At 44.7% G+C, this 26,618-nt stretch carries 26 protein-coding genes; 6 read left to right on the top strand and 20 right to left on the bottom strand.

Annotated elements, in window-relative coordinates; all coding sequences use genetic code 11:
* Positions 1-141: 141 nt before the first annotated feature.
* From LG003_RS19390 to fliF, 14 genes are all read right to left on the bottom strand, one after another.
* Positions 142-549 (bottom strand): cytidine deaminase, encoded by a 408-nt coding sequence (locus tag LG003_RS19390; RefSeq protein ID WP_262981418.1) that lies wholly within the window; start codon positions 547-549, stop codon positions 142-144.
* A 318-nt stretch (positions 550-867) separates the two neighbouring features.
* Complete coding sequence (gene fliR, locus LG003_RS19385; RefSeq protein WP_262981417.1) at positions 868-1,650, bottom strand: flagellar biosynthetic protein FliR; 783 nt, start codon at positions 1,648-1,650, stop codon at positions 868-870.
* Between the two features lie 2 nt (positions 1,651-1,652).
* A complete protein-coding gene (gene fliQ / locus LG003_RS19380) occupies positions 1,653-1,922 on the bottom strand; it encodes a flagellar biosynthesis protein FliQ (RefSeq protein ID WP_049581963.1) in 270 nt (89 codons plus the stop codon).
* 20 nt (positions 1,923-1,942) lie between these two features.
* A complete protein-coding gene (gene fliP / locus LG003_RS19375) occupies positions 1,943-2,659 on the bottom strand; it encodes a flagellar type III secretion system pore protein FliP (protein ID WP_262981421.1) in 717 nt (238 codons plus the stop codon).
* A 46-nt stretch (positions 2,660-2,705) separates the two neighbouring features.
* On the bottom strand, positions 2,706-3,158 hold the full coding sequence (fliO, locus tag LG003_RS19370; protein WP_112876879.1) for a flagellar biosynthetic protein FliO: 453 nt from the start codon (positions 3,156-3,158) through the stop codon (positions 2,706-2,708).
* 1 nt (position 3,159) lies between these two features.
* Positions 3,160-3,579: a flagellar motor switch protein FliN gene (gene fliN, locus LG003_RS19365; protein ID WP_112876880.1), complete on the bottom strand. Its 420-nt coding sequence runs from the start codon at positions 3,577-3,579 to the stop codon at positions 3,160-3,162.
* Entirely contained in the window at positions 3,572-4,576 is a 1,005-nt protein-coding gene (fliM, locus tag LG003_RS19360; RefSeq protein ID WP_112876881.1) for a flagellar motor switch protein FliM, read from the bottom strand. The genes fliN and fliM overlap by 8 nt, the downstream gene beginning before the upstream one ends.
* A 5-nt stretch (positions 4,577-4,581) precedes the next feature.
* Positions 4,582-5,058: a flagellar basal body-associated protein FliL gene (gene fliL / locus LG003_RS19355; RefSeq protein WP_112876882.1), complete on the bottom strand. Its 477-nt coding sequence runs from the start codon at positions 5,056-5,058 to the stop codon at positions 4,582-4,584.
* Between the two features lie 173 nt (positions 5,059-5,231).
* Complete coding sequence (locus tag LG003_RS19350) at positions 5,232-6,545, bottom strand: flagellar hook-length control protein FliK (protein ID WP_262981416.1); 1,314 nt, start codon at positions 6,543-6,545, stop codon at positions 5,232-5,234.
* On the bottom strand, positions 6,545-6,988 hold the full coding sequence (gene fliJ / locus LG003_RS19345; protein ID WP_112876884.1) for a flagellar export protein FliJ: 444 nt from the start codon (positions 6,986-6,988) through the stop codon (positions 6,545-6,547). The genes LG003_RS19350 and fliJ overlap by 1 nt, the downstream gene beginning before the upstream one ends.
* Positions 6,989-7,030: 42 nt before the next feature.
* The gene (gene fliI, locus LG003_RS19340) at positions 7,031-8,395 is read right to left on the bottom strand and encodes a flagellar protein export ATPase FliI (RefSeq protein WP_112876885.1); all 1,365 of its coding nucleotides are present in this window, start codon (positions 8,393-8,395) and stop codon (positions 7,031-7,033) included.
* Positions 8,395-9,099, bottom strand: a complete 705-nt coding sequence (gene fliH / locus LG003_RS19335; RefSeq protein ID WP_112876886.1) for a flagellar assembly protein FliH — start codon at positions 9,097-9,099, stop codon at positions 8,395-8,397. The genes fliI and fliH overlap by 1 nt, the downstream gene beginning before the upstream one ends.
* Positions 9,092-10,084 carry a flagellar motor switch protein FliG gene (fliG, locus tag LG003_RS19330; RefSeq protein WP_112876887.1) on the bottom strand — a complete coding sequence of 331 codons (993 nt, stop codon included), beginning with the start codon at positions 10,082-10,084 and terminating at the stop codon, positions 9,092-9,094. The genes fliH and fliG overlap by 8 nt, the downstream gene beginning before the upstream one ends.
* Positions 10,081-11,784 carry a flagellar basal-body MS-ring/collar protein FliF gene (gene fliF / locus LG003_RS19325; protein ID WP_262981415.1) on the bottom strand — a complete coding sequence of 568 codons (1,704 nt, stop codon included), beginning with the start codon at positions 11,782-11,784 and terminating at the stop codon, positions 10,081-10,083. Before fliF ends, fliG begins: the two co-directional genes overlap by 4 nt.
* A gap of 407 nt (positions 11,785-12,191) precedes the next feature.
* Between fliF and fliE the strand changes: the two genes are divergently transcribed.
* A complete protein-coding gene (fliE, locus tag LG003_RS19320) occupies positions 12,192-12,503 on the top strand; it encodes a flagellar hook-basal body complex protein FliE (protein WP_088371893.1) in 312 nt (103 codons plus the stop codon).
* A 24-nt stretch (positions 12,504-12,527) separates the two neighbouring features.
* On the opposite strand, the gene LG003_RS19315 is transcribed toward fliE, so the two are convergent.
* A complete protein-coding gene (locus LG003_RS19315) occupies positions 12,528-12,779 on the bottom strand; it encodes a hypothetical protein (RefSeq protein WP_387691067.1) in 252 nt (83 codons plus the stop codon).
* A gap of 443 nt (positions 12,780-13,222) precedes the next feature.
* Between LG003_RS19315 and LG003_RS19310 the strand changes: the two genes are divergently transcribed.
* On the top strand, positions 13,223-13,999 hold the full coding sequence (locus LG003_RS19310; RefSeq protein ID WP_449301338.1) for a DUF2829 domain-containing protein: 777 nt from the start codon (positions 13,223-13,225) through the stop codon (positions 13,997-13,999).
* A 384-nt stretch (positions 14,000-14,383) separates the two neighbouring features.
* Here LG003_RS19310 and fliT read toward each other — a convergent pair whose 3' ends face one another.
* The 3 genes from fliT to fliD are packed head-to-tail and all read right to left on the bottom strand — an operon-like array spanning position 14,384 to position 16,605.
* Positions 14,384-14,758: a flagella biosynthesis regulatory protein FliT gene (fliT, locus tag LG003_RS19305; protein ID WP_112876891.1), complete on the bottom strand. Its 375-nt coding sequence runs from the start codon at positions 14,756-14,758 to the stop codon at positions 14,384-14,386.
* Positions 14,758-15,168 carry a flagellar export chaperone FliS gene (fliS, locus tag LG003_RS19300; RefSeq protein ID WP_036775505.1) on the bottom strand — a complete coding sequence of 137 codons (411 nt, stop codon included), beginning with the start codon at positions 15,166-15,168 and terminating at the stop codon, positions 14,758-14,760. Before fliS ends, fliT begins: the two co-directional genes overlap by 1 nt.
* A 12-nt stretch (positions 15,169-15,180) precedes the next feature.
* Positions 15,181-16,605, bottom strand: coding sequence for a flagellar filament capping protein FliD (gene fliD, locus LG003_RS19295; protein WP_262981413.1), 1,425 nt, complete (start codon positions 16,603-16,605; stop codon positions 15,181-15,183).
* A 274-nt stretch (positions 16,606-16,879) separates the two neighbouring features.
* Between fliD and LG003_RS19290 the strand changes: the two genes are divergently transcribed.
* The 3 genes from LG003_RS19290 (at position 16,880) to fliZ (ending at position 19,487) form a co-directional block, all read left to right on the top strand.
* Entirely contained in the window at positions 16,880-17,953 is a 1,074-nt protein-coding gene (locus tag LG003_RS19290) for a FliC/FljB family flagellin (protein ID WP_112876893.1), read from the top strand.
* A gap of 246 nt (positions 17,954-18,199) precedes the next feature.
* Positions 18,200-18,922 carry an RNA polymerase sigma factor FliA gene (locus LG003_RS19285; RefSeq protein ID WP_112876894.1) on the top strand — a complete coding sequence of 241 codons (723 nt, stop codon included), beginning with the start codon at positions 18,200-18,202 and terminating at the stop codon, positions 18,920-18,922.
* A 52-nt stretch (positions 18,923-18,974) separates the two neighbouring features.
* Positions 18,975-19,487 carry a flagella biosynthesis regulatory protein FliZ gene (fliZ, locus tag LG003_RS19280; RefSeq protein ID WP_011146218.1) on the top strand — a complete coding sequence of 171 codons (513 nt, stop codon included), beginning with the start codon at positions 18,975-18,977 and terminating at the stop codon, positions 19,485-19,487.
* Positions 19,488-20,117: 630 nt separating this feature from the next.
* Here fliZ and putA read toward each other — a convergent pair.
* A complete protein-coding gene (putA, locus tag LG003_RS19275) occupies positions 20,118-24,098 on the bottom strand; it encodes a trifunctional transcriptional regulator/proline dehydrogenase/L-glutamate gamma-semialdehyde dehydrogenase (protein WP_262981412.1) in 3,981 nt (1,326 codons plus the stop codon).
* 486 nt (positions 24,099-24,584) lie between these two features.
* Here putA and putP point away from each other — a divergent pair, with 486 nt between their 5' ends.
* Positions 24,585-26,069: a sodium/proline symporter PutP gene (gene putP / locus LG003_RS19270; RefSeq protein ID WP_112876896.1), complete on the top strand. Its 1,485-nt coding sequence runs from the start codon at positions 24,585-24,587 to the stop codon at positions 26,067-26,069.
* A 175-nt stretch (positions 26,070-26,244) separates the two neighbouring features.
* Here putP and LG003_RS19265 read toward each other — a convergent pair.
* Positions 26,245-26,618: FGGY-family carbohydrate kinase (locus LG003_RS19265; RefSeq protein ID WP_262981411.1), on the bottom strand; the 374-nt coding region annotated here is incomplete at its 5' end.

Raw genomic sequence — 26,618 nt, 5'->3', positions numbered from 1 at the left:
AAATAAATCACATATATACCAAATGGATTTCAAGATGCATCGCGACGGCAAGGGAGCGAATCCCCGGGAGCATAGGTAACTATGTGACCGGGGTGAGTGAGTGCAGCCAACAAAGAGGCAACTTGAAAGATAACGGGTATATTAGAGTTTCTCTCCATTAACGGCTGACCAATGATAAGGTTGCAGTTCACGTATGGCTTTAAATAACAGTTCATTTTTATCATTAGTCACCGCGGCTTTTACTGAGCCTCCCCAATGAACCAAACGCTCCTGACATATTCCACATGGCGTCAAAATGATATATTCACAGCCGGCATCTTCACGGTAGAGACATAAAGAGTGTGTCACCGCTTCATTCAGTTTATGGGCTTCCAGATAAGCGCCAACTTCCATACAAAGGGATAATGCGTCAATTTTGGTATCAGGGGCAATGCTGGTTAAGATTTTGCCCGATTCTGTCCGTACTGCGGCAGCGCCACCCCATCCTTTAGGGTATCGTTTTTCAATTAAGTTAACTGCGGCATTATATAACTCTTGTTCTATATTCATTAATTTATTACTCCGCTCTAATGAGCTTATTTTTTTTCTATGTTAATAACATCTTTAAAAATAAGCGGTTAGTTGATAATAAAATGCGCTTGTCTTTTTCTTATCGACAGAATTTATAGTATAGAACAGTACGATTTATGTTGTATACCCGTTATCTTTCAAGTTGCCTCTTTGTTGGCTGCACTCGCTCACCCCGGTCACATAGTTTGCTATGCTCCCGGGGATTCTCTCCCTTGCCGTCGCGATGCATCTTGAAATCCATTGGGTATATAGAATACTTATAATTTTTTCAGATCAATTCCGGTTTTAAAAATGCCTTTAAATAACCATTCCACTGATAATGACCGCCAGTCGATTAAATAATTCACTAAACATACGCTCGGTAAATGGCGCTAACATCGGGATTAAAAGCGTGAGTACCAATATACCGGTAGTCAGCGTTAACGGAAAACCGACCACAAAGATGGAAAGTTGTGGTGTCATCCGGTTTAAAATCCCCAATGATAAATTCAGTGTTAATAATAGTGTTATCAATGGTAGAGCCAGCATCATGCCGTTGATAAATATCATACTGGCGCTTTGTGCTAGCAGTAAAAATCCTTGAGCGCTGAGTTGCAGTGGTTGTACCGGAAGAATCTGGAAGGTGTCTGCCAGAACCGATAATAGCCATAGGTGACCATCAAAGGCCAGAAATAACAGTAAGGTCAAGAGGTTAAAGATTCGTGCCAAAATAGGCATATTGGGGCCGCCGGAGGGATCAAAAAAGGTAGCGAATGAAAGCCCCATCTGTAAACCAATTATTTCACCGGCGTGACGCACGGCTGCAAAGGCAATTTGCATTGTCAGGCCAAGTGATGCCCCAATTAAGATTTGCTGGAGCATCAGCCAGAATGCCGCAACAGAGAAAATAGGCACTTGCGCAGGTTGCAGATTTGGCATCAAGAGCAGTGTTACCATCACGGCTAGTCCAATCTTAACTTTCTTAGGCGCCTGTTTTTCACTGAATAATGGCGCAGTACTGAACAGCGCAAGCACCCGAACCAGCGGCCAGAAAAATTCACTGACGAACTGGATCAGCATTTCACTGTTAAAAGAGATCATAACTAGCCAATTATCACCGGTATGCTGCTGTAGAGTTCACGCATGTAGTCCAGTAATAGGTTTAGCATCCAAGGGCCGGCGATAACGGTAGTGACAAATACCGCCAGAATTTTGGGAATAAATGAGAGTGTCATTTCGTTAACCTGTGTTGCAGCTTGCAATAAGCTCACAATTAAACCACATAATAAAGCCGCTAACAGCAACGGCGCAGCTAGCGCCAATGCGACTTTCATGGCTTCTGTTCCCAATGCCATGACTGATTCAGGAGTCATAATGTTTGCCTCTTTTCAGGTCAACCGTAAAAACTTTGTGCCAGAGAACCCAGTAGTAATTGCCAGCCGTCAACTAAGACAAATAGCATGAGTTTAAAGGGCAGTGAGATGGTTGCAGGGGGGACCATCATCATCCCCAACGCCATCAATACGCTGGCGACCACTAGGTCAATAATCAAAAATGGAATAAACAGGGTAAAACCAATCTGAAAAGCGGTTTTCAATTCGCTGGTAATAAATGCCGGCATTAATACTCGCATAGGAACAGAATCGGCGGTTTCAAACGGCGGTTGATCAGCAAGACGTGCAAACAGCGCTAAATCGTTTTCCCTTGTCTGACGCAACATAAATTGCCGTAACGGCTTGGCGCCATTTTCTAACGCGGTTTCCAGACTCATTTTATCTTCACTGAAAGGCAGATAAGCATCTTGATAAACTTTATCGAAAACCGGTGACATAATGAAAAACGTCATAAATAACGCCAGTCCAAGTAAAACCTGATTCGGTGGCGCCGATGGGGTACCTAAAGCATTACGCAGTAAACCCAACACGATAATAATGCGGGTAAAACTGGTCATCATGAGTAAGGCTGCGGGAATAAACGTCAGCGCGGTAATGAAAACTAATGTTTGAACCGGTAGTGACCAACTCTGCCCACCGTTTGCCAGCGGTTGACTGATGATGCCCGGTAACTGTGCCGCGGCATCTATCGGTAAAATAAGCGCAGCGAGTATCATCCCCAGGCGGCATGACAATGCAAACTTATCCCTTATAAAGAGAGAACTACTTTTTTTCATCATCTTTGCCTTGTCGCATCAGCGTATTTTTTAAAATCTGACCAAATAGTGCCGGTTTTATAGTTTGTTCTTCGGTGGTATTACGGTGGGATTCAGGTATTGGCATCTGGTGTAATAAATTAATTTGCTGAGCAGTGACACCTAATACCAGCCAGTTATCTTCAACTTCGACAATGACGACACGTTCACGTTGCCCCAGAGAGCAACTGGCTTTGATACTCAATTGTTGCTGAGTTTTCCCTTTGTTGGAAAACAACCCTATACGGCGTATTAGCCAAGTGAGGGTGAAAATCAATAGCAACACCCCCGCCAGTGCACTGCTGACCTGCATCAACGTCTGACCTGCGGGAAGTGGCGCGGATGTGGCGACTTGAGTAACCGCTTGGGTTTGCGCGGCAGAACCTGCCGCGCCATTATGCAAAGAGGGCTGGAAAGCCATATTAACGACTCAGGCGACGCATACGTTCAGAAGGGGTGATGATATCAGTGATACGGATACCGTATTTATCGGATACAACCACAACTTCACCCTGAGCAATCAGATATCCATTGATTAAAATATCCAACGGCTCCCCGGCAAGGCCATCAAGAGAAACTACTGAACCTTGAGATAATCTCAGCAGTTGTTTGATGGTCATTTTTGTCCGACCCAATTCTACGGATAATTTGACCGGTATATCCAGAATCAGGTCGATATCCGATAAGTGAGCCAGTGTATCCTGAGGCTCCAGAGATTCAAAAATTGCCGCGCTGCTGTCCGAGGTTTGTTGTTGCGCGGCCTGTTGTTCCAGAGCTTCTGCCCACATATCTTCGGCAGATCCGGTTGAAGCGGTATCTGTGGGTTGCTTAGCATCACTCATTGGGCTGTTCCTCATCCAGAGCATTTAAAACAGGGTTAATAAGATGTTCGACACGCAGGGCATATTGCCCGTTTAATGTTCCGTACTGACTGGTGAGCACGGGCACACCATCAACGTGAACGATCAGGCGTTCGGGTTTATCAATAGGTAAGATATCGCCCGGCTGAAGTTGCAGGATTTTTGACAGCCTCAGCGGGATATCAACAAAGTTAGCGACCAATTCCAGCTCTGAATGCTGAACCTGTTTTACCAGGCTTTCTCGCCACAGGCTGTCTTCTTGCCGGGCATTTTCTAATGGTGGATTGGTCAGACGTTCCCGTAGTGGTTCGATCATGGCAAACGGAATACAGATATTAAATTCACCACTCAACGCACCAATTTCCACTTGAAATGGCGTTGTCACCACAATATCGTTCGGTGATGTTGTAATGTTGGTGAATTTCACCTGCATTTCAGAGCGAATATATTCCACTTCAATTTTGAAAATGGCGCTCCAGGCATCACGATAGGAATCCAACGCCATGCGTAACATCCGGTTAATCACTCGCTGTTCAGTATGGGTGAATTCACGACCTTCCACTTTGGTCGGGAAACGTCCGTCACCACCAAACAGGTTATCTACCGCGATGTAAACCAGGCTTGGTGCAAATGCAAACAGCGCTGTTCCTCTTAGCGGTTTCAGATGAACCAGATTAAGGTTGGTCGGTACTGCCAGGTTACGGGCGAATTCATGATAAGGCTGAATTTTTATTGCGCCGACGGTAATGTCAGGACTACGGCGGAGCATGTTAAACAACCCCATCCTAAAATGACGAGCAAAGCGTTCATTAATAATTTCCAGTGCTTGCAGACGTTCCCGAATAACACGACGTTGGGTATTGGGATCATAAGGGCGAACCTCATTTTCCCCGGACGCGGTATTTTCTACGTCGTCACTGGCACTGTCGCCATTGAGCAGAGCATCAATCTCTGCCTGTGAAAGAATATTGTCACTCATGGTGATTATCGCAGAATAAACGTGGTAAACAGCACATCGGTGATGACCTGATCCGGTTCACCGGGTACCAAGGTTGGGCGAAGTGTTTGCTTGATGTCGTCCATCAGACGCAATTTACCGCTGTCATGAGCCAGATCGGCCGATTTTTGGCGTGATAATAGCAACAACATACGACTACGAACTTCCGGCAGATACTCGTGGAAACGCTGGCGAGTTTTTTCATCAGCTAAACGTAAAGTCACACCAATGTAGAGCACTCGGTCAAAGTGATCTTCATTGTCGATCAGGTTGACGGTAAAAGGCTCCAGAGTCATAAAGACAGGGACTTCTATGGCTTTGGATGCCGTGGAGTCACTCTCTTTTGCCTGTTTAAGCGCCCACCAACTGTATCCCCCGATGGCGGCGCCGATAACGGCAATCAGTACTAACAGTATCATCCCAAATGGATTTTTGCGTTTATGCTCGTAGCTATAGTCAGACATGGACAGACAAATTCCTGTTTTTGTTGCGGATAAGTGTCCACGCATTCCGTGGTGGGCTGACTTATCCATCAATATCGATAATCATTATCCCGCGTATTTCCGCAGGCAATAGCTGGAACAAACGGGGAAAAAACGACTAACTCGTTCGTTTGTTATGAAGCTACTTTCCACTATCAGGCGAAAATATCCACACCTCCTCGGGCGGACGCGAGTTGATGAGGTGTTAAATGTACTGTGGATTCAGTGGCTGAGTGATTTTCTGAGGTGGCATCAGCATTGCGGCTTGCGGTTCCGCCTGAATGTTGTGAATCAGAGCGTTGTTCTTGTTGCCATGGGCTAGCGTTGTCACTGCTGACACTGCTTTGGGTCAGTTGAATACCACTTTCTGCCAGTGCGTGGCGAAGTCCAGGTAATGCCGCTTCCAGTGCCGCCCGGACATGGCTGTGAGCCGATGCCAGATGTAATTGTGCTTGATTATCTTCAACGGACATGCGGATTTGCAAGGCACCTAGCTCTTGTGGATGCAGGCGTAACTCTGCCTGTTGCAGGCCGTTGCGGTTGAATAAAATGATTTGTTGATTTAATTGTTGTTGCCACTCTTCACTACCCAATTGGGCATTCAGTAAGGGGGTAGAGGCACTGGATAACTGAAACTGGGCGGTCTGATTGTGCCCTACGGAGAGCAGGGGAGAGGTTGCCACAGAGGAGATTTGCCCGGTTTGTTGATTTTCAGTGACTGCTGGCGCGGGCTGGATCTCAGCTTGAGCGGTAGTTTGAGTTAGTGCTGATTCACGTGGATGAGGCTGAGTTGCAGTTTCATGCTGGATAGTTGCGACAGCAATCTTGGGTTTTACCGAAGAATTTTGCCCAAATCCGTTTTCAGGTTTGGTTTTAAAAAAGGCTTCTGCTTTTTCTTCTTCCTGTTTTGGTTGTTCTGCAATCGCTGTCAGAGGATTCTCTTCAGTCGATAATCCTGTAACGACCAATTCTTTAACGCTAATTTGACGGTTTTTATCATTATGCTTAACGAGTCCGTCAGGTTGGAGGCTACTTTTCTGGTTTTCTGATTTGATGGCTAACCCGGATAATTGTATGGGTAAACTTGCCGCCAGCTCTTCTGCTGACATGAGTTTCTCATCAACAGCAACCGGTTGTTTGTTTGCATCTACTTTTACATCGAGGGGAATCAGCGAGGAGGTAATAGGTTCCGTTGGTATTTCATTTGAGGTAGATAATTCATTTGCGATAGACAATTCGTTTGGGACAGATAATAGTGGCGACAAATCGTGGTCTGTATCATCTATAATCTTTTCTCCTTCTTTGGATGATATTTTTCCTGGTTTGGTCCCGCCTTTCTGCGCCAGTTCGGTTTCCAGATTAAGAAACTGAGCAAAAGCCGAAGGTTGATCGGCATCAGTGAGTGAATTGCTGCGCGGTGGTTGATTTTCTGTCGGTTTCAGGTCGGCAGGCAAAAGAGTGAGATTCATTATTTATTTCTCCGTTGTGCGCTACGTTGGGCATACTCATCCATCTGTTTCTGTTCCGTTCTGTTCTGATGTAATCTTCGGTTGTTATCTGCCCGTTGTTGCAAAGTATCGAAGGCATTAAGGCGCTGTTGTTTTTCCCGCCACTGTGATAAAGCCGTATCAAGCCGCTGTTGCCATTGATTAAGCTGCAATTTGTGCTGTTCAATCGCTTTTTCCAGCGTTTTCATGAATTGCTGATAATTTTGCCAAGTGGTACATGGCATACCATTACTCAATGTGTCATTTAGGCGTTCTCGGTATTCATCCTGATAGCCCATCAACGTTGCGAGTTGTTGCTCCATTTGCTGATAGTTCTGACGAACTTGTGCTAAGTGAGTGGCGGCTTTTTCCACTGCATTTTGTGCAAGGTCACGCAAGGTTATGAGAGGTGATTGTTGCTGCATCTTATTCCTCGCTTTAATGGCAACACCCAGAAAATCGTTACGTTATGTAGGTAACAACTGTTGTAATTGAATGCAGGCAGCTTCATATTCACTACGCTCTTCAATATCTTGCTGTAGAAATTGTGCCATGTAGGGATAAAGCTCAATGGCTTTGTCCAATAGCGGATCACTGCCAGCCGCATAAGCACCGACGTTAATCAGATCACGGTTACGCTGATAGCTTGCGAGTAGTTGTTTGAACTGCTGTACCCGCCGGTAGTGCTGCTTATCAATGAGCGCGGTCATTGCGCGGCTGATAGAAGCTTCAATATCAATCGCCGGGTAATGTCCTGATTCTGCCAGCGAACGGGAGAGGACGATGTGACCATCGAGAATTGCTCGGGCAGCATCGGCTATCGGGTCTTGCTGATCATCACCTTCGGTGAGTACGGTATAGAACGCGGTAATCGAGCCACCGCCATTCACCCCATTGCCTGCACGTTCCACGAGTGCCGGAAGTTTGGCGAAAACCGAAGGCGGGTAGCCTTTGGTTGCAGGAGGCTCGCCAATGGCTAGGGCAATTTCACGTTGCGCCATGCTGTAGCGGGTCAATGAATCCATAATTAGCAATACATGTTTACCCCGGTCACGAAAATCTTCAGCGATACGGGTAGCGTAGGAGGCGCCTTGCATGCGCAACAGAGGTGAGATATCGGCGGGTGCGGCGACAACCACTGAGCGGGCTAAGCCGGCGGAGCCAAGGATGTTTTCAATGAAATCTTTAACTTCGCGGCCACGTTCACCGATCAAACCAACGACAATCACATCAGCCTGTGTGTAACGTGCCATCATGCCAAGCAGAACACTCTTACCGACCCCGGAACCGGCAAACAACCCCATACGCTGCCCACGGCCTACGGTCAGTAGGGCATTAATCGCTCGTACACCGACATCCAGTACATCACTGATTGGTGTACGTTGCAGTGGATTGATTGGCGGTGTGGTGAGTGGGGCACGATAGCCGGTATCTGGCGAAGGAAAACCATCCAGTGGACGACCGGCGCCATCCAAAACTCGCCCTAACAGTTCCGGGCCAAGTGGTAACTGGCGCCCACTGCCACAATCTTCACTGTATGGGCGGGCGTATACCCGGGCGCCGGGTACAATCCCTTCCAGATCTTCAAGTGGCATGAGGAGAAGTTTTTCGCCATTAAAACCGACAACTTCACTTTCAACTTCTTCAACATTGCTACCGTTTTGTCGCTCAATCAGGCAGGTTGCTCCGAGAGGCAGATGTAAACCCGTTGCCTCCATCACCAGCCCGGTCGCTCTGGTCAGACGTCCATAACGACGCACTGGTGAAGTTTTCTCCAGTTTCTGCTCAAAAGCATCCAGTGTCGCTAGCCAGCGCCCGAGTCTTGCTGTCATTACAATTCCCCCGGTGCGGCCAGCCGGCATAACTCATGCCAGCGGGTTGCCAAACTGGCATCCAAATCGCCTTCATCGGCACTAATTTTACAACCACCGGGATGCAGTTTGTTATCTGCCAGTAAGCGCCAGCCGTGTAATGAGAGCGTGTTGCCTAATTGTTGTTCAACCATTGGCATATCTCGTGGATGAACCCGCAATTGGGGTTTTCCACTCAACATTGGCTCCTGTTGAATAAATTCACGGATCTGATTGAGCAGGGCAGTGCCATCACAAATCGCCGGTTGACCCAAGATCTGTTTCGCCGCGGTCAGTGACAGTTGCATCAAGCGGGATGCAATGATCGTGTCAAGCCCTTCCAATGAATGTTGGAAATCCGCTAGCAGATTTTGCCACTGCTCGGTGATAGGTTGCTGCTGCTGAATGGCATCTTTTCGCCCCTGTTCCAAACCGGCTTCTAAGCCGGCTTGGTAACCTTTTTCATAACCTTGCGCTTGACCTTCGGTAAATCCCTGTTCATGGCCTGCTTGTCGAGCCTGTTCTTTCAGGTTATCCAGCATTACCGCTTGTTCAAGGATTTCATTGTGCTCAGAGTCTTCCTGTGAGTCATCTACGGGCTCTGGTTTGGTCCGTAGTTTTTCCCACTGTGTGAGTTCGTTTGGTTTCCAAGGTTGCCAGTCAGCATTGTTTAACTTATCAGACATAGCTATCGTCGCCACCATTTAGGATAATCTCACTGCTTTCTGCCAGACGACGAACAATAAGCAGAATCGCTTTCTGTTCGCTTTCCACTTGCGACATCCGTACCGGACCACGGTTTGCCAGATCATCGCGCATAATCTCTGCGGCACGTTGAGACATATTGTTGAGGAAATGATCGCGTAGTTGCTGGTTGCAGCCTTTCAGTGCAATGAGCAGAGAGTCGGTAGTGATTTCCTGCAACAGGCGTTGGATACTGCGGTCATCCACATCAATGAGGTTTTCGAACAGGAACATTTCATCGATGATTTTTTGTGCCAGTTCATTATCGTAGGCACGCATGGCTTCGATAACATTCTCTTCTTGCTGACTTTTCATCAGGTTGATAATTTCAGCCGCAGTACGAACGCCACCCATTTTGCTACGCTTGAGATTCTGACCGTCTAACAGGTTATTGAGCACTTCTGTCAGTTCAGCCAGTGCCGCCGGCTGTACGCCACCAAAAGTTGCGATACGTAGCATGATGTCGTTGCGTAATTTGTCATCAAACAGCGCAAGGATATCGGCTGCTTGTCCACGATTTAAGTGAACCAGAATGGTGGCGATAATCTGTGGATGCTCTTCACGGATCATATCGGCTGCCATTTGAGGTTCCATAAAGTTGAGGGTCTCAATACCGGTGGTGGTTTCACGGGATTCGAGAATATCCTCAAGCAGACTAGAAGCGCGTTCTTCACCTAGCGCTTTAATTAACACTGAGCGCAAATAGTCACTGGCGTTGATACTCAGTGCCGCATACTGGCCGGCATCTTCTTCAAACTCTGCCAATACATCCACCAGTTGCTGGTTAGAAATTTGGCGCATGCCTGCCATTGTGATACTGAGTTGCTGGACTTCCCTGGAGTTCAGGTGTTTAAACACCTCGGCCGCCTGATCTTCTCCCAGGGTCATTAACATGACGGCGCTTTTTTCTGTTCCGTTCAGGCTCATTGTTCGTTACTCATCCATTGACGGATCACCAGTGCCACTACGCGAGGATCTTTTTCTGCCAGCTCGCGAATGCGTTGGCTTTGAATTTCAGCACTGACTCGTTGACGCGTCAGTTTCTGGCGCGTTTTTTCATCCATTTCTGCACTAGATTCAGTCAGTTGTTTTTTCTGAACTTTCTGTGCTTCAAGGGCGGCTTTTTCCGCAGCGCGTTTTTTGGCAAGTTGAGGAACAACCATTTTGCGCCATAGCAGCCATGCCACCAGAATCAATAGCAGGTAGCGGCCAAAATCGAAGGCTTTTTCCAGCAGAATTGGGTTCTGCCAGACAGGAATAACCTCGATGTTTTCTTTGCTTTCAGTAAATGGCGTGTTAACCACATTCAAGCTGTCGCCACGCTCTTTAGAAAAGCCCATCGCTTCTCTGGTCAGCGCTTCTATTTTTGCCAATTGCTCAGGGGTTAGTGCCTGAGTTTCCGGGCCATTTTTGCCTTCTACCGTGGCATAATTGACGACAACGGCGACAGATAAGCGTTCAACACCGCCGGCTTGTTGTTGCACATGGCGAATAGTCCGGTCCACTTCATAGTTTGTGGTTTCGTCACGGCGGTTATTGCGATTACTGTTGACCGTGTGTTCGTTACTACTACCGGTGGATGAGGTTTTCTTATCGCTCTTGTCGTTTTTGTTGTTCTCTTTGGTATTTGGTTTATCAATTGGCGCACTCGGTGGAGGGCTCGGTTGATTGGAAAGCGCACCGGGAATACCGCCAACCTGAGGGCCGCCACTCTGTTCGCTCTCGCTTAACTGTTTTGAGCGAACCGCCGCCTGATTTGGTGGCTGATTAGGTTTATATTCTTCCGCTGTCTCTTCACGACGTGAAAAATCCACCTGTGCCGTCACTTGTGCGTGAACGTTACCACGACCGACAACCGGAGCCAGAATCGCTTCAATACGATGTTGGAAGCGGTTCTCTACTTCCTGAATGTATTTCAGTTGACTGGTATTGAGATCGCGTCCGGTAGCATCGGCTTGGGTCAACAGACGTCCGGCCTGATCAACGATGGTGACATTGCCCGGCGGTAAGCCGGCGACACTGCTGGAAACCATATGGACAATGGCGTTTATCTGGCCTTCATCCAGGGTCCGGCCTTGCAGTAATCCAACGGTCACGGAAGCTGAGGGCGATTTCTGTTCACGGACAAACAGCGAGGGTTTGGGGAGTGCAAGGTGAACACGGGCATTTTGCACCGGCCCTAAAGATTCAATGGTACGTGACAGTTCACCTTCCAATGCCCTTTGGTAGTTAACTTGCTCACTGAATTGGCTGATCCCAAACTTTTCTTTATCGAGTAGTTCGAATCCAGCAGCTCCACCCTTAGGCAGCCCTTGTTGCGCCAATCTTAGCCGTGTCTCATGCACCTGTTCGGCAGGGATCATGATAGCAGCGCCATTTTCGGCAAAACGGTAAGGGATATTTAATTGGGTTAATTGTGTGACAATATCGCCACCATCTTTATCGCTCAGATTACTGTAAAGCACCCGATAATCGGGGCTGCGTAACCACAGGAAAAGGGCAATGACAATCGCAACGGCTGCGCTGCCGGCAACTAATAATGGCACTTTAGGATCAGCTTTTATCTGGTTAATGATAGCACTGAAACCTTTAGTTTGATTTTCAACGTCGGTTGTTGCGGCACTCATAGACGATCCTTGCCTTGCTGTTCAACATGAATACTAAAAGCGTGGCGTAACAAAACAGACTCCCCATACGCAAGCGAAAAAATTCTTCCTATTTTCAGTTTTGTCATTATTCGCTGTTCACTCATCTTTTAATGGCACAATAAGCCCAGACTTTTTACTTTAATTACCCGCTTTAGATCGAGAGGGCTATGTTAGGGTGGCAGTCTAAAAATATGCCGTATATACCCAATAGATTTCAATTTGCAGCGCGGCGGCAAGTGAACGCATCCCCAGGAGCATAGAGAACTATGTGACTGGGGTAAGTGAAAGCAGCCAACAAAGCAGCAATTTGAAGGATGAAGGGTATAAACTTTGGGTTAATGGCATTGAATTGAGTAGGTTATAGGGTGGTTTAACACGAGGTTTTTATGTCAATTCAGGCAATTGAAGGCGTGCTGCAACTGATGCAAGCTCAGGCGTCACAGGCAGCAAGTATCGCAAAACCAATACCATTGCAGAGTGGATTTGCCAGTCAACTGATGGCGGCTGTTGGTAAAATTAATCAGACACGTTTGAATGCCACAAAACAAACTCAGGATTTTACACTAGGTGTACCCGGTGTTGAATTGAATGATGTTATGGTGGAGATGCAGAAATCCAGTATCGCTTTGCAAATGGGCGTCCAGGTAAGAAATAAGCTGGTGGCTTCTTATCAGGAGATTATGAATATGCCGGTGTAGGTATTAATTTATTGATATCTATTGTTAGTAAGACAGATCGCGAGTGTCGTGGATAAATTCCGCGGCGCTGCAAACAGGACATTCCATCGGTTTTATTTCTGGTTTTTTGTGTTGAGAGCTAATCCATAGCTCATACTGAGATTGCATTTCTGTCCACATTTCAGTACTGCCCATTTTGTTATAATCAGCCCCTTTTAGCGGATGAAGTTTCCAACTCGGAGCGTTCATATTATCTGGTTTTTTAGCCGTGTTTATTGCGGTTAACTGAATTTGCAACGTTACCGCATGTTTTGGTTGAATACTTGTTGTAGTTAGCGGTTTAATTAAGTGTTGTAAAACTCATAGTCAATAAAATATTTAAGGTGTCACGGTTTCGAATAATAATTCTCAACTCTATTTTATGAGGTTAATGTTAACTTATTGATAAGTATCAAAAAACGATAAGGAGAATGAACAGCATATCCTGTTATAATTAAATCTTAAGTTTTATGCTGGTTGCATTAATTCATAAAAATTTACTGAATGTTTAATGATAGATTGAAAGTTAAATCATGTGGTTTAATTTTTAATTATTTATACCCGTTATCTTTCAAGTTGCCTCTTTGTTGGCTGCGCTCACTCACCCCGGTCACATAGTTATCTATGCTCCCGGGGATTCGCTCCCTTGCCGTCGCGATGCATCTTGAAATCCATAGGGTATATAGATATAAGGAAATAATATTTCTGAAGTTATGAAACCTGAGAATGAATGCCCGTTTGATCCTAAGCAATATGAATGTCACAGTGTTATCGCTCCGGTTGGTTCTTTTTCTTGGGCTTTAATTCAATTAAAACTACGTAAGCGTGTCGTTCGTTCTGTTTGGAGCGATAAGAATATGTATTTAGTTATTATCCCTCGTGTGAATGATTTAACTGTGGAAGAAGGAAGTGCCTATGCTGTTGATGGTGTCGCTGTTGGTACTAAATATGATTACTTAACGCATATCGATTTATGCAATGAGCACGGCAATTTTGTACCGTGGCAGCCAACACAAGAAGATATGATGGCTTGTGATTGGGAATTAAATGTTGATATTTCAGTCCCTTATGAATACATGTTGGTTTTCGATGCAACTCCATATGAAATTTCGAAAAAAGAATCATATAAAGAATGGGGGGATCATAGTAATAAAAATTTAGTTACGATTGAAAACAATATAAGCAATGGGAATGAAACTGTTAGTGGTTTTTATTGGAAAGAAAGCGAAGATCTTATTTTTGGGCATACATTAGATATAAATTTGACCGAATTATCTATATACAAAGACCATCTGACAAGTGTTACAAATAAAAAACTAACAATTACAGTGGATGGAGTCAAATACCATCTTGGGCATCGTATAAAAGAGTCAGTTTATTATTCTCCACAATATAAAAGTAGTGAAGCTGAGAAAATAGGTGATCTGTTAAAACAAATAGATAAAACCTTCCGTTTTTACTGTAATTGGCATGATTAATTTATATAGCTGATTTTTTTCAACCTTGGCAAATGCTCTGTATCTTAGTCAGAGTTCTGGTTAAGAGACGGGCAACTGGGGGGATTCTTCGATATATCAGTAGTAAACTTAGAGTTTACAACTAAATATCTGGAATTTTTGTATTGCTAGATTATTCAAGGCTGCGCTCCGGCGTGGTCTTTTTATTTTTCACAATCAACTTAAATCACAGGGCTACATATAACAGCTCATTAATACCTATTGGTCGTGATGGGGGGGAATATGAAGACGAAGGGCAATCCTGATTTGTAGATCGGAATACTACAAGGTTTTAAAGACATCCTAAACCAAGCTCACAAAACGGGTAAATAATGGTGATGAGAGTACATCACCTTTATTTCTCGATTACTTTTGTTCCGTAGAATTCATAAGAGTATAATAGGGTTCAACAGGGAATTGGCCGTAGCTATCATTTAATAATTGCTGTTGGCTTGCTTGTTTGATGAGTTTACTTAATTCATCAAGTCTTTGCTGTAGTAGTTTTTTAATCTCATTTTCATTATCTAAAATTATCTGCAAAATGTTGGTCATTTTTTGCTGTAACGAAAGAGAAACAGTCGATGATATTGAAGAGTGGCTGATCACTTCTACTGCTTTGAGGTAGGTGATTTCCATATCAACAAGTTCATCCCATTTTTCATTTTTAGCTAAATTAAGCATTTGCTCACTTAAACTTAGGATCCGTTGGTAAGCTGACAAAAGATCCATTTCATTATCCATTAAACAATATCCTGACTGGCGTTGTAATGAGGGCCAATTTGCCGCCAAGCGTCTGAAATCTCGGTGAGTAACTTTATTACTTCGGTAATGGCTGGCTCATCATTGCGTAAATTAGCGTGGAGTAAACGTTGGGTCATATAGTCGTAAAGGGAAGCGAGATTGTGTGCCAGCTCTCCACCTTTTTCATTATCTAACCCCTGTTTGAGGCCATTATCGATGATATTGATCGCTTTGGAAATAGCTGCGCCTTTTTCTGCGATATTACCTTGTTCCATCAGAATAATTGCTCGGCGTAGGGCGCTAAGCGCCCCGTTGAACAAAATCTGAATCAACTGATAGGGGGAGGCGTTCATAATTTCGCTCTCCACATCTATCTGGGCATATAATTGACTTGCCGAACGTTGATACATAATTTCCTTTAATTATCTTATTGTCTGTAGCTGTGATAGGAAGTTACCGGTTTTTCCCAAGGAAGAGACCATTTTATCCAGTTGTGAAAATTGGCGTTTATAACGTTCAATTGTTGCGTTAATAGTGTCTTTCGTTCTGTCTACTTGTTTCTCAAGGGTTTTTAGATGCTTGTTAATGCCATTAGTCGCGGTAACTAAGGTACCTTCATGGCTATCCAGAGCATCTTTTAATAGCTTATGTGTCTGGGTGGCAAAACCCGTTTCTTTACCGTCACCCATAAAGAATGCTTTCACATTAGCCGGTTTTTCTTTTAGATTTTTTTCCAGTTTTTCGTTATCAATTTCCAGCTTGCCGTCAAACTTTTGTTTAATGCCCAGTTTATTCAGGGTTGGAATATCATTGACCTTTTGAGAGCTGAAAATTTGGCTTCTTAGCTGGTTCTGTATTCCGCGTAATGTGCTGTCACCTAATAAAGCGCCATTATCTTTCGACGGTTCTTCACCCTGTTTTACTGGCTTATATTTGGTCAGCGAATCAAACGTTGTTTGCAACTCATTATAAGCATCAACCCAGTTTTTAATCGCCTCTTTCATCGGCTCAATATCACGGGATATGACCAGTATTTCTGGATTATGTTCCTCAGGCTTGTCCTTATCATGGGTTGTTTTTTTCAGATCTAGTTTAACGCCTTCGGGTGCATCGGTAATATGGTTTGTTTGACGCTCAATTTCGATGTTGTTAACTTTCAAGAGTGCATTTTTAGCTTTGACTGTTTCAGTTAGTTTACTTGTTGCACCCGGCGTATAGTCTAAAAATTGGCTAAGTTTGTTATCACCTTCAACTTTGATGGTCATCACGGATTCAGTGCCAGCTTTTTTAGCCGTCAGCACTAAATAGTTTTCGCCATCTTTGGCCTTAAGAATACTGGCGCTGACATTACCTTCCTGTTTATTAATTGCATCCTTGATCTCAATAATGGATGTTTGTCTGTCTGTCAGCTCGATTTTCATCGGCTTTTTTTCGCCAGGTTGAGTAATGGTGATTGTCCGGGTTTTACCTTCACCCAAAGATTCGCCCATATACTCTTTGATATTACTGACTTTTTCTGCCTGTAATGATTGTGCCTGCGCCAACTGCGTAACTTCAATACTGTAGTTACCTGGGCTGGCTTTAGAATCAGTACTGGCAGTGAATGCGTCATGTTTTTCGCTGGCAGTGGTTGTATTAAGTTTATCGAACTTTTTCAGGGATTCAGACGCGGTTTCCAGCTTTTCCAAACTGCTTTTTAATGTGCCAAAAGCCGTTAGCTTACCTTTATAACTGGTTTGCTGTTCTGTCAGAGGGACTAAACGCTTTTGTTCTGCTGCCTGAAGTTTATCCAATATAGAACCAAGATCCATCCCCGACCCGGCGCCTAATGAAGAAATGCTAGCCATTTATTGACTCCTTTATTAGTAAAGCTTTATTGAACCGGTTATCGGTAAGTTTTTAGAAAAGTTTACTAATAAAAATAATTTTTCTATGGTAAGAATAGTCGTGAAGAACCGACGCTGTTTGGCTTATCAGGGCAAAGTGATAAAAAAGAAAAAGTTTTTTCAAGAAAAATTAAAGGTTCTTTGAGGGGCGCCGATAAAACTGTTGGCGGTGGTGAACACCGTGGGTAAAACCCAAACTTATATATCGACTTGATTTTAAAAAGGAACTCTAATTATGGCACAAGTCATCAACACCAACAGCCTGTCCCTGCTGACTCAGAATAACCTGACCAAATCCCAGGGTACTTTGGGTAACGCTATCGAGCGTCTGTCTTCTGGTCTGCGTATCAACAGTGCCAAGGATGACGCGGCTGGTCAAGCGATCGCTAACCGTTTCACTTCAAATGTTAGAGGTTTGACTCAGGCAGCACGTAACGCTAATGACGGTATCTCTATTGCACAGACTACTGAAGGTGCTCTGAACGAAATTAACACCAACTTACAGCGTATTCGTGAACTGGCTGTTCAGGCGAAAAATGAAACCAACTCTGCGAGTGATACCAAATCTATCCAGGAAGAAGTTACTGAGCGTTTAAAGGAAATTGATCGTATTTCTAAACAGACTCAATTTAACGGTGTTCATGTTCTAAGTGAAAAGAACGAAATGACCATTCAGGTTGGTGCTAACGATAACGAAGTTATCAAAATTAATCTGGAAGAAATTAACAGCAAAATTCTGAAAGTGGATACATTCACTGTTTCTGCGGCAGTTCCACACGGCGAAGCAGTTGCACAGGTTGACGATGGTAAAGGTGGTGCGAAGAAAAATATCGATTACACTGCTGATACTAAAGTTAAAGACCTGAAAAGTGTAGAAGTTTATAAAGCTGTTAAGGGTGATGGTTCAGTTGATCCTGACAACTATGTTGTCAAAGGTACTGACGCTACAGATGGTAAAGTAAAATATTTCAAAGCTCAGATTGATAAGACCAATGGTAAATTAACCGCAGGTGATGAAGTCACAGCTAAAGCATCAGAAAAGCCTCTGGAAACTTTGGACAATGCTCTGGCAAAAGTTGACAGCCTGCGCAGTTCTCTGGGGGCTATTCAGAACCGTCTGGAATCTACCGTTAACAACCTGAACAACACCGTTAACAACCTGAGCGCTGCTCGTAGCCGTATCGAAGATGCTGACTATGCGACTGAAGTATCTAACATGAGCCGTGGTCAAATTCTGCAACAGGCAGGTACTGCGGTTCTGGCTCAGGCTAACCAAATTCCTAATAACGTATTGTCTCTGCTGCGTTAATTGCTCAGCTAGGGCAATATGTGAACCTGATTCACATAAAAATCCAAATAAATCAAGGATCGGCTCGCCGGTCCTTCTTTTTTAGGAGTTTATCAGGAACAGCCTAAAATTTGTGATACTATTAGGCAGACAATAAATTTCGCATAGGTGAAAAAGAAGCGTTTTTACTACATTGTTCAAACGATTGCCCTTGTTAGGGGATTGGATAATGAGGGTTAGTCTCTTTTTCCAAAGGTGTCTGTTGTTGTGAGCGATTTGTATACCGCCGAAGGCGTGATGGACAAAAACAGCCTCTGGAAGCGCTACGTACCATTAGTTCGCCATGAAGCGTTAAGGCTACAAGTTAGGTTACCCGCGTGTGTGGAGCTGGATGATCTACTTCAGGCCGGGGGAATCGGCTTACTAAATGCGGTGGAACGTTTTGATTCCTTACAGGGAACCGCGTTTACCACTTATGCGGTACAACGCATCAGAGGTGCAATGTTGGATGAGTTAAGGAGCCGCGATTGGGCTCCGCGTAGCGTGCGCCGTAATGCGCGCGAAGTGACGCAAATCATCCGAAAACTTGAGCAAGACTTAGGCCGTCCAGCCAGTGAGCAGGAAGTTGCTAAAGAATTAAAGATTGATCTGGTAGAATATCGGCAGATACTATTAGATACGAATAACAGTCAGTTGTTTTCGTATGACGAATGGCATGAAATGCATGGTGAAAGTTGTGAACCTGTCATTGAAGAAGGGCATGAAACCAATCCATTACAACAATTGCTGGAGAGTGATGTTCGTCAACGGGTAATTGAGGCTATCGATTCGTTACCTGAACGAGAAAAAATGGTTCTGACGTTGTATTATCAGGAAGAACTTAATCTGAAAGAGATTGGCGCAGTACTTGAAGTCGGGGAGTCCCGTATAAGTCAGCTACATAGCCAAGCGATTAAACGCTTGCGGGCACGCTTAAATCCGGAAAAGTAACTTTTTTGCTTATTTGTTTTTTGTTTAAGACTACACACAGGGCTTATCTCTTATGTCTGTTACAACACAAAAGAAACGGCCGCTCAGCCGTTACATTAAAGACTACAAGCATAGTCAAACTCATTGCTTGCATTGTCACAAAGCTCTTGACCGTATCTCTTTGGTTTTTAATGGCCAAGTGATCAACAAAGAGTCCATCTCCGAGATGACGGAGTTGATTGATGACAAGACTTGGGATGAGCTGCAAGATAAATTTGTCGCGTTATGTCGTTTTTGCAGTGAGATTTATTGCAATAGCGAGACAGATTATTTTGACATCATGTCGTTCAAACAGTACCTGTTTGAACAGACTGAAATGAGTCATAGTACTGTTCGTGAGTATGTGGTTCGTTTACGACGTTTGGATGAATTGCTCACTTCAAGCAATTACCCTGTAAAAGAGTTCACAACAGAGAAAATTCAGGAAAAACTGAGTGAAAAGCTGTCACAGTCGGCATTCAGTAACTACAACATTGCTTTGCGCAAGTATGAACAGTATTTGAGCTGGCAACAGGGCGGTCACTAAGCTGGAAATATAAACAGCAAAGAGATGATTAATTTGGGGGGAACACATGTTTGATGTGTTCCCTTTGGACCGTGGACAAACCACGTTAAAAATAACGAGGTTCGTTTCTTTCATTATGAATAATAATGCAACTCATTTTCTTCATTAATCCGGTTTAATCGCCCATCAGGGTGTGTAGAAGAATTTATACGTTGGGCAAATTACCTATTTGTTACGGGATTTTTTCTATTATTTCATTTGCTTAAAATTACAGAAGTGATGTGGGAAGTTTTTTAAATATCACAATAGGCGCCAATTTATTTTACCTTATTATTTTTTTTAGCCATCTCAACATTAATTTTCCCAATATCATTCGAAATCTTATTGATTTTTGTGTTCGGCAATATATTGTATACCCTATAGATTTCAAGATGCATCGCGACGGCAAGGGAGCGAGTCCCCGGGAGCATAGATAACGATGTGACCGGGGTGAGTGAGTGCCGCCAACAAAGAGGCAACTTGAAAGATGACGGGTATATATGGCTAAAGGAATATCTGAAACAGTAATGAACCGTGGGCAAACAACCAGTGATTAAGCTAAGACTCTTGGGGAATACATTTTTGATGTATTCCCCTTAGCTACAGCCGAAATTAACCGATAGTCATCAAACTGGCATTACCCCCCGCCGCTGCGGTATTAATGCTCAATGAGCGTTCATGTAGCAAACGTTCTAACAGCAGATTAGTTTCTCCACGGGCAAAACCTTGTACGGAAATGATAACGCCTTTACGTTGAGCGACTTGTTCGCAAACTTGACGCAGTTGATCAGAGTCGCCGTGGTAAATAACCGCTTCGAATGCCGTATCTTCACTCTGCCAGTCCTGAACCAAATTGATTGATTTACGGACGCTATCTGGCAATTGACGAAACAGTTTCTGATGTAGTTCATCATTTTGCCATAGCAATTGACAGCCTACAGACAGTGTTGCTGCCAGTTGAATGAATGTATCTTGTTGATTATCCGCCAGACACAGCACCTGACCACGAGGTAACAGGGTGTAAGTGTTGCGTTCGCCCGTCGGCCCAGGCAACAGGCGGGTGGTGCCACCTTGTGCCAGCAATTTATATTGTTGAACTAACTGATTTAGCTCTTCGTTGTGCTGATTGGCTGCCCATTCTGTTAATGCATCAAAGGGAGCCATTAGCGCTGAACGGGCATTGGCATCCAATGGATATTCAGCATCTTGACGTTCCAACGTTTGGTTGATCGCATTTTGAGGACGGCAAGAGAGTAGACGGTACAAATAGAGTGGGCCGCCTGCTTTCGGTCCGGTACCAGACAAGCCTTCACCACCGAATGGCTGTACGCCAACAACAGCGCCTACCATGTTGCGGTTAACATACAGATTACCGACTTTCGCTTTAGCGGTAACTTGTGCAATCGTTTCGTCAATACGAGTATGGACACCCAGAGTCAGGCCATAGTTGGAACTATTAATTTGATCCAGCAATTTATCCAGTTCATTACGTTTAAAACGGACAACATGCAGAACCGGCCCGAAAATCTCCTGCTTCAATTCATCAAAGCTTTCTAGTTCAATTAGTGTCGGTTTAACAAAGGTGCCTTGATCCCACTCTTGATTGTCAACCACATTATCTTGTGCTGCCTGATAAATCGTGCGCCCTTTGGTACGCATTGCTTGAATATGACGATCAATGCCGGCTTTGGCTTCCGCATCAATGACCGGGCCGATATCGGTAGACAGGCGCTCAGGATTACCCATCCGGCATTCAGACATGGCGCCTTTCAGCATAGCAATGGTGCGTTCTGCTACATCATCTTGAATACAGAGGATACGCAAGGCAGAGCAACGTTGACCGGCACTGTCAAAAGCAGAGGCGACCACATCAGTAACAACTTGTTCTGTCAGTGCGGAAGAGTCGACAATCATGGCGTTCAGACCACCAGTTTCGGCAACCAGAGGGGTTGGGCGCCCTTGTGCATCAAGCCGTCCGGCAATATTACGTTGTAATAGGCCGGCCACTTCAGTGGAGCCAGTAAACATCACGCCTCGTACTCTCTCATCACCCACCAGAAGAGAACCAATGGTTTCACCTCGGCCGGGTAATAATTGCAATGCGTCGTGGGGAATACCTGCTTGATGCAGTATTTTGACCGCTGTTGCCGCAATTAATGGGGTCTGTTCCGCAGGTTTTGCTAATACGCTGTTACCGGCAGCCAATGCAGCCGCTATCTGTCCGGTAAAAATGGCTAATGGGAAGTTCCACGGGCTGATACAGACAACCGGCCCCAGTGGGCGATGCGTATCATTAGCGAAATCATGGCGAATCTGTCCCGCATAGTAGTAGAGAAAATCGACCGCCTCGCGTACCTCAGCAATCGCATTATTAAAGGTTTTGCCAGCTTCCCGCACTAAAATACCTAATAACGGTTGCATCTGGTTTTCCATCAATTCCGCCGCACGAACTAAAATGGCTGCCCGTTCTGATGGTGGCGTGGCAAACCAGATTGCGCCGGCTTCTGTTGCAACATTCAGCGCATGACCGACTTCCTGTTCAGTTGTTTCACGAACATGACCGACAATATCCGAAGGTGTCGCCGGGTTAATAACCGGTTTAGCGGCTGGTAACTCACCTTGATGGTGATAATTGCCGCCCAGTAGTGGCTCGCTATACTGCTCTTCGGTAGCAGAACTTAATAGCGCACTGGAAAGAGATGCCAGACGATGTTCGTTGGCAAGATCTAGACCGGCTGAGTTTGCGCGATCTTTGCCATATAAATTATGAGGCAGAGGAATTTTCGGATGTGGAAGACCGATTTGACCTTCGGTTTCGGCCAGTTTCTGAACCTTTTTCACCGGATCGGCAACCAGTTCATCCAGTGGTAATGTGGTATCGGCGATACGGTTGACGAAAGAGGTGTTAGCGCCATTTTCCAGCAGACGGCGGACCAGATAAGCTAGCAGTGTTTCGTGAGTGCCTACTGGCGCATAAATACGGCATGGGCGGTTTAATTTACCATCAGCGATTTTCCCGACCACTTGTTCATACAATGGTTCTCCCATGCCATGCAGACACTGAAATTCATATTGACCGGGATAATAGTTTTGGCCCGCCATATGATAAACAGCAGCTAAAGTATGGGCGTTATGAGTAGCGAACTGAGGATAAACCAGATTAGGTACTGACAACAGTTTGCGGGCGCAAGCCAGATAAGAAACGTCAGTATAAACTTTGCGGGTGTAAACTGGATAACCTTCCAGCCCGTCGATTTGAGCACGTTTAATTTCACTATCCCAGTAAGCGCCTTTTACCAGTCGCACCATCAGCCGACGGCTGCTGCGCTGTGCTAAGTCAATAACTGTATCGATAACAAAGGGGCAGCGCTTCTGATAAGCCTGAATGACGAAACCAATGCCATTCCAGCCAGCCAGTTGCGGTTCAAAACAGAGCTTTTCTAACAGATCGAGAGAAATTTCCAGGCGATCTGCTTCTTCGGCATCAATATTGATACCAATATCATATTGGCGAGCTTGTAATGTCAGAGAAAGCAGGCGTGGATATAGCTCATTGATGACGCGTTCATATTGAGCACGGCTATAACGCGGGTGCAGGGCAGAAAGCTTAATGGAAATTCCAGGCCCTTCATAAATGCCGCGGCCATTAGATGCTTTCCCGATAGCATGAATGGCTTGTTGATAGGAAACCATATAATTCTGAGCATCTTCCTCAGTTAAAGCGGCTTCACCTAGCATGTCGTAGGAGTAACGGAACCCTTTTTCTTCCAGCTTACGTGCACTTGCCAGCGCTTGGGCGATGGTTTCTCCGGTCACAAACTGTTCACCCATCAGGCGCATTGCCATATCTACGCCTTTACGCACTAATGGTTCGCCGCTCTTACTGATAATGCGATTCAGTGAATTGGAGAGTTTGGCTTCGTTGTGGGTAGAAACCAGTTTGCCGGTAAACAGTAGCCCCCAGGTTGCTGCATTGACAAACATGGACGAACTTTGGCCTAGGTGAGAATGCCAGTTGCCGTTACTGATTTTGTCGCGGATCAGCGCGTCGCGAGTGGCTTTATCAGGAATACGGAGCAGGGCTTCCGCAAGACACATTAGCGCAACGCCTTCCTGAGATGAAAGCGAGAATTCCTGCAATAACCCTTGAACCAGACCTGAACGACCCATGCTGTTTTTCTGGTTACGCAATTTTTCTGCAATGCTGTAAGCCAGCTTATGAGTCGCTTGTGCCTGATCTTCTGGCAATTGCGCCTGTTGTAGCAGCATGGGAACGGCCTGTGTTTCTGGCAGGCGATAGGCAGCAGTAATTGCGGAACGTTTTACTGATTGAGGCAGGATATGTTCTGCGAAGTCGAGGAAAGGTTGATGAGACGAATCTGTTACCGTTTCTTCTGCGATTATCTTCTCTTCTTTAACATCCTGACTAGCAGAGAGTTCAGCGATCTGTTCATCGTTTTCAAGACGTTCAAGATAATTAAAAATAGCTTGTTTAATTAGCCAATGTGGAGTGCGGTCAATCCGTTGTGCCGCAGCTTTAATGCGATCGCGCGTTGCTTCATCAAGCTTCACGCCCATTGTTGTACTACCCATCCTTGCTCCTTAATAGGTAAGGTTTATCTAAAATTGCATGATAATATCTGACATGTTGCAACTTTGTGCAACCTTATGAGAATCGCTTGTTTTATTTTTGTGAAATTAATCTAGTTATTATAATTAGGTGGATATATTTATTTTTGTGACTTTATTTGATTGATATATATTGGTTTAACATTTTGTGGCTAATGTAGGCGTATAACCCTAAAATGGTTAAAAAGTATAATTTTTAAATCAAATAAATGTGATTCAGTAAACGTTTTTTGTAAAAAATGGCGTTAATTAGTTGTTAAATTACCTGATGCTAATCTAGGATTCACTGTAACTTTCTAATTGGTTACAAAAATAATTATTTCAATTTAGAATTATGGTCCATCTTTAGGTGCAATCAGGTGCAACGTTCCTGAACCTGACAGGGAAAACTCTGTGTACCCGGGAGAACTGCGGATTTGCAAAACACAGATAACACTATGGAGAACTTGCATGACAGTAAATACACCAATGCTAATCACCTTTATTGTCTACATTACTGGAATGTTGTTGATAGGTTTTTTGGCTTATCGTTCAACCAAAAATTTTGATGACTATATCTTGGGAGGAAGGAGATTAGGTAGTGTGGTAACGGCTTTGTCTGCCGGTGCTTCGGATATGAGTGGTTGGTTATTAATGGGCTTACCTGGCGTAGTCTATTTTGCGGGGATTTCAGAAAGCTGGATAGCCATTGGTCTTGCTTTAGGTGCTTACCTGAACTGGAAATTGGTGGCAGGCAGGCTACGTATCCAGACGGAAGTCAATAATAATGCGCTAACATTGCCGGATTATTTCACCGGTCGTTTTGAGGATAGTAGCAAAATTCTACGTATTATTTCTGCACTGGTTATTCTGATCTTCTTCACCATCTATTGTGCTTCTGGCGTGGTTGCCGGAGGATTGTTATTTGAAAGTACGTTTGGTATCAGTTATCAGAAGGCCATGTGGCTCGGTGCCGCAGCAACAATTGCCTATACTTTCCTTGGCGGCTTCTTGGCGGTCAGTTGGACTGATACGGTTCAGGCCTCATTAATGATCTTTGCGCTTATCTTGACGCCGGTCATCGTTATTTTCTCTGTGGGTGGCATTGATACCTCTCTGGCTCTGATAGCAGCAAAAAGCCCGGCTTATATGGATATGTTTAAAGGGTTGAACTTTATTGCCATTATCTCGCTGTTGGGTTGGGGGTTAGGTTATTTTGGTCAGCCACATATTCTGGCGCGTTTTATGGCGGCAGACTCCCATCACACTATCCGCAAGGCTCGTCGTATCAGTATGACTTGGATGGTGTTATGTTTGGCAGGCACTATTGCTGTCGGTTTCTTTGGTATTGCTTATTTTGAAATGCATCCTGAACTGTCTGGCCCGGTCACAGCCAACCGTGAGCGTATCTTTATGGAATTGGCGGTTATTCTGTTTAATCCGTGGATAGCGGGCATTTTACTCTCTGCTATTCTGGCCGCGGTGATGAGTACCTTAAGCTGTCAGTTGCTGGTGTGTGCAAGTGCTTTGACGGAAGATCTTTACAAACCCTTTATCCGTAAATCTGCCAGCCAGAAAGAGTTAGTGTGGGTGGGGCGTTTCATGGTGTTGCTGGTGGCGGTCATCGCAATGGTGATAGCAACCAACCCGGACAATAAAGTACTGGCTCTGGTCAGTAATGCATGGGCTGGATTTGGTGCTGCGTTCGGCCCGGTCGTACTGATTTCTGTTATCTGGAAACGTATGACACGTAATGGCGCATTAGTGGGGATGTTGGTAGGGGCCGTCACGGTATTGGTGTGGATGAAATACCAGTGGTTTGCATTGTATGAGATTATTCCTGGCTTTATCTTAGCTTCTATTGCGATCGTGATTGTGAGTCTGTTGGGCAAAGCACCGAGTAGCACAGCGCAACAGCGTTTTATTGATGCTGAGGCGCAATATAAGACTAAATGAGTTGAAATAAAGTAAATTGAAATAAAGGTAAAAAAGCGTGAAGGCGAAACGCCTTCACCACACTGCCGACAAACCTCGTTTAAAATAGCTAGGTTTGTTTTTTTCATCATGAAAAATTATTGGATACCAGTGACCTTGAGTCATTCATTAAGAGAATTATCGGCGATCAATGTCGTCATATCTTCACCTCGGGATATTCAGTAGTAAGCAGAGATAAATAATCTTGATAAAACACATCATATAATGTGGCCGTTTCGGGGGTTGGAACGGTGCGGGTTTCTTCATCAAGATGAACAAAATATTGGCAAAGGTGGGCGAGCTGCGCTTGTTTATCTTTCTCTTCTGCCAAGGAATCACACCACATAGCTTGAATAGCCGCACCCAGTGCGGCAGCTTCTTGGTTAGTGACACAAATAACAGGCGTATTCATGACATCAGCCACAATTTGCCGCCATTTTTTACTGCGAGCGCCGCCGCCGGTCAAACGGATCTCATTAATTTCAATCCCTTGCTTGCGAAATAATTCAATACCAAAACGTAGCCCGTAGG

Origin of the sequence: Photorhabdus kleinii (genome assembly GCF_025384885.1) — a bacterium.
GTDB classification, from domain to species: domain Bacteria; phylum Pseudomonadota; class Gammaproteobacteria; order Enterobacterales; family Enterobacteriaceae; genus Photorhabdus; species Photorhabdus kayaii.
This window is presented reverse-complemented; position numbering and strand designations above follow the sequence as displayed.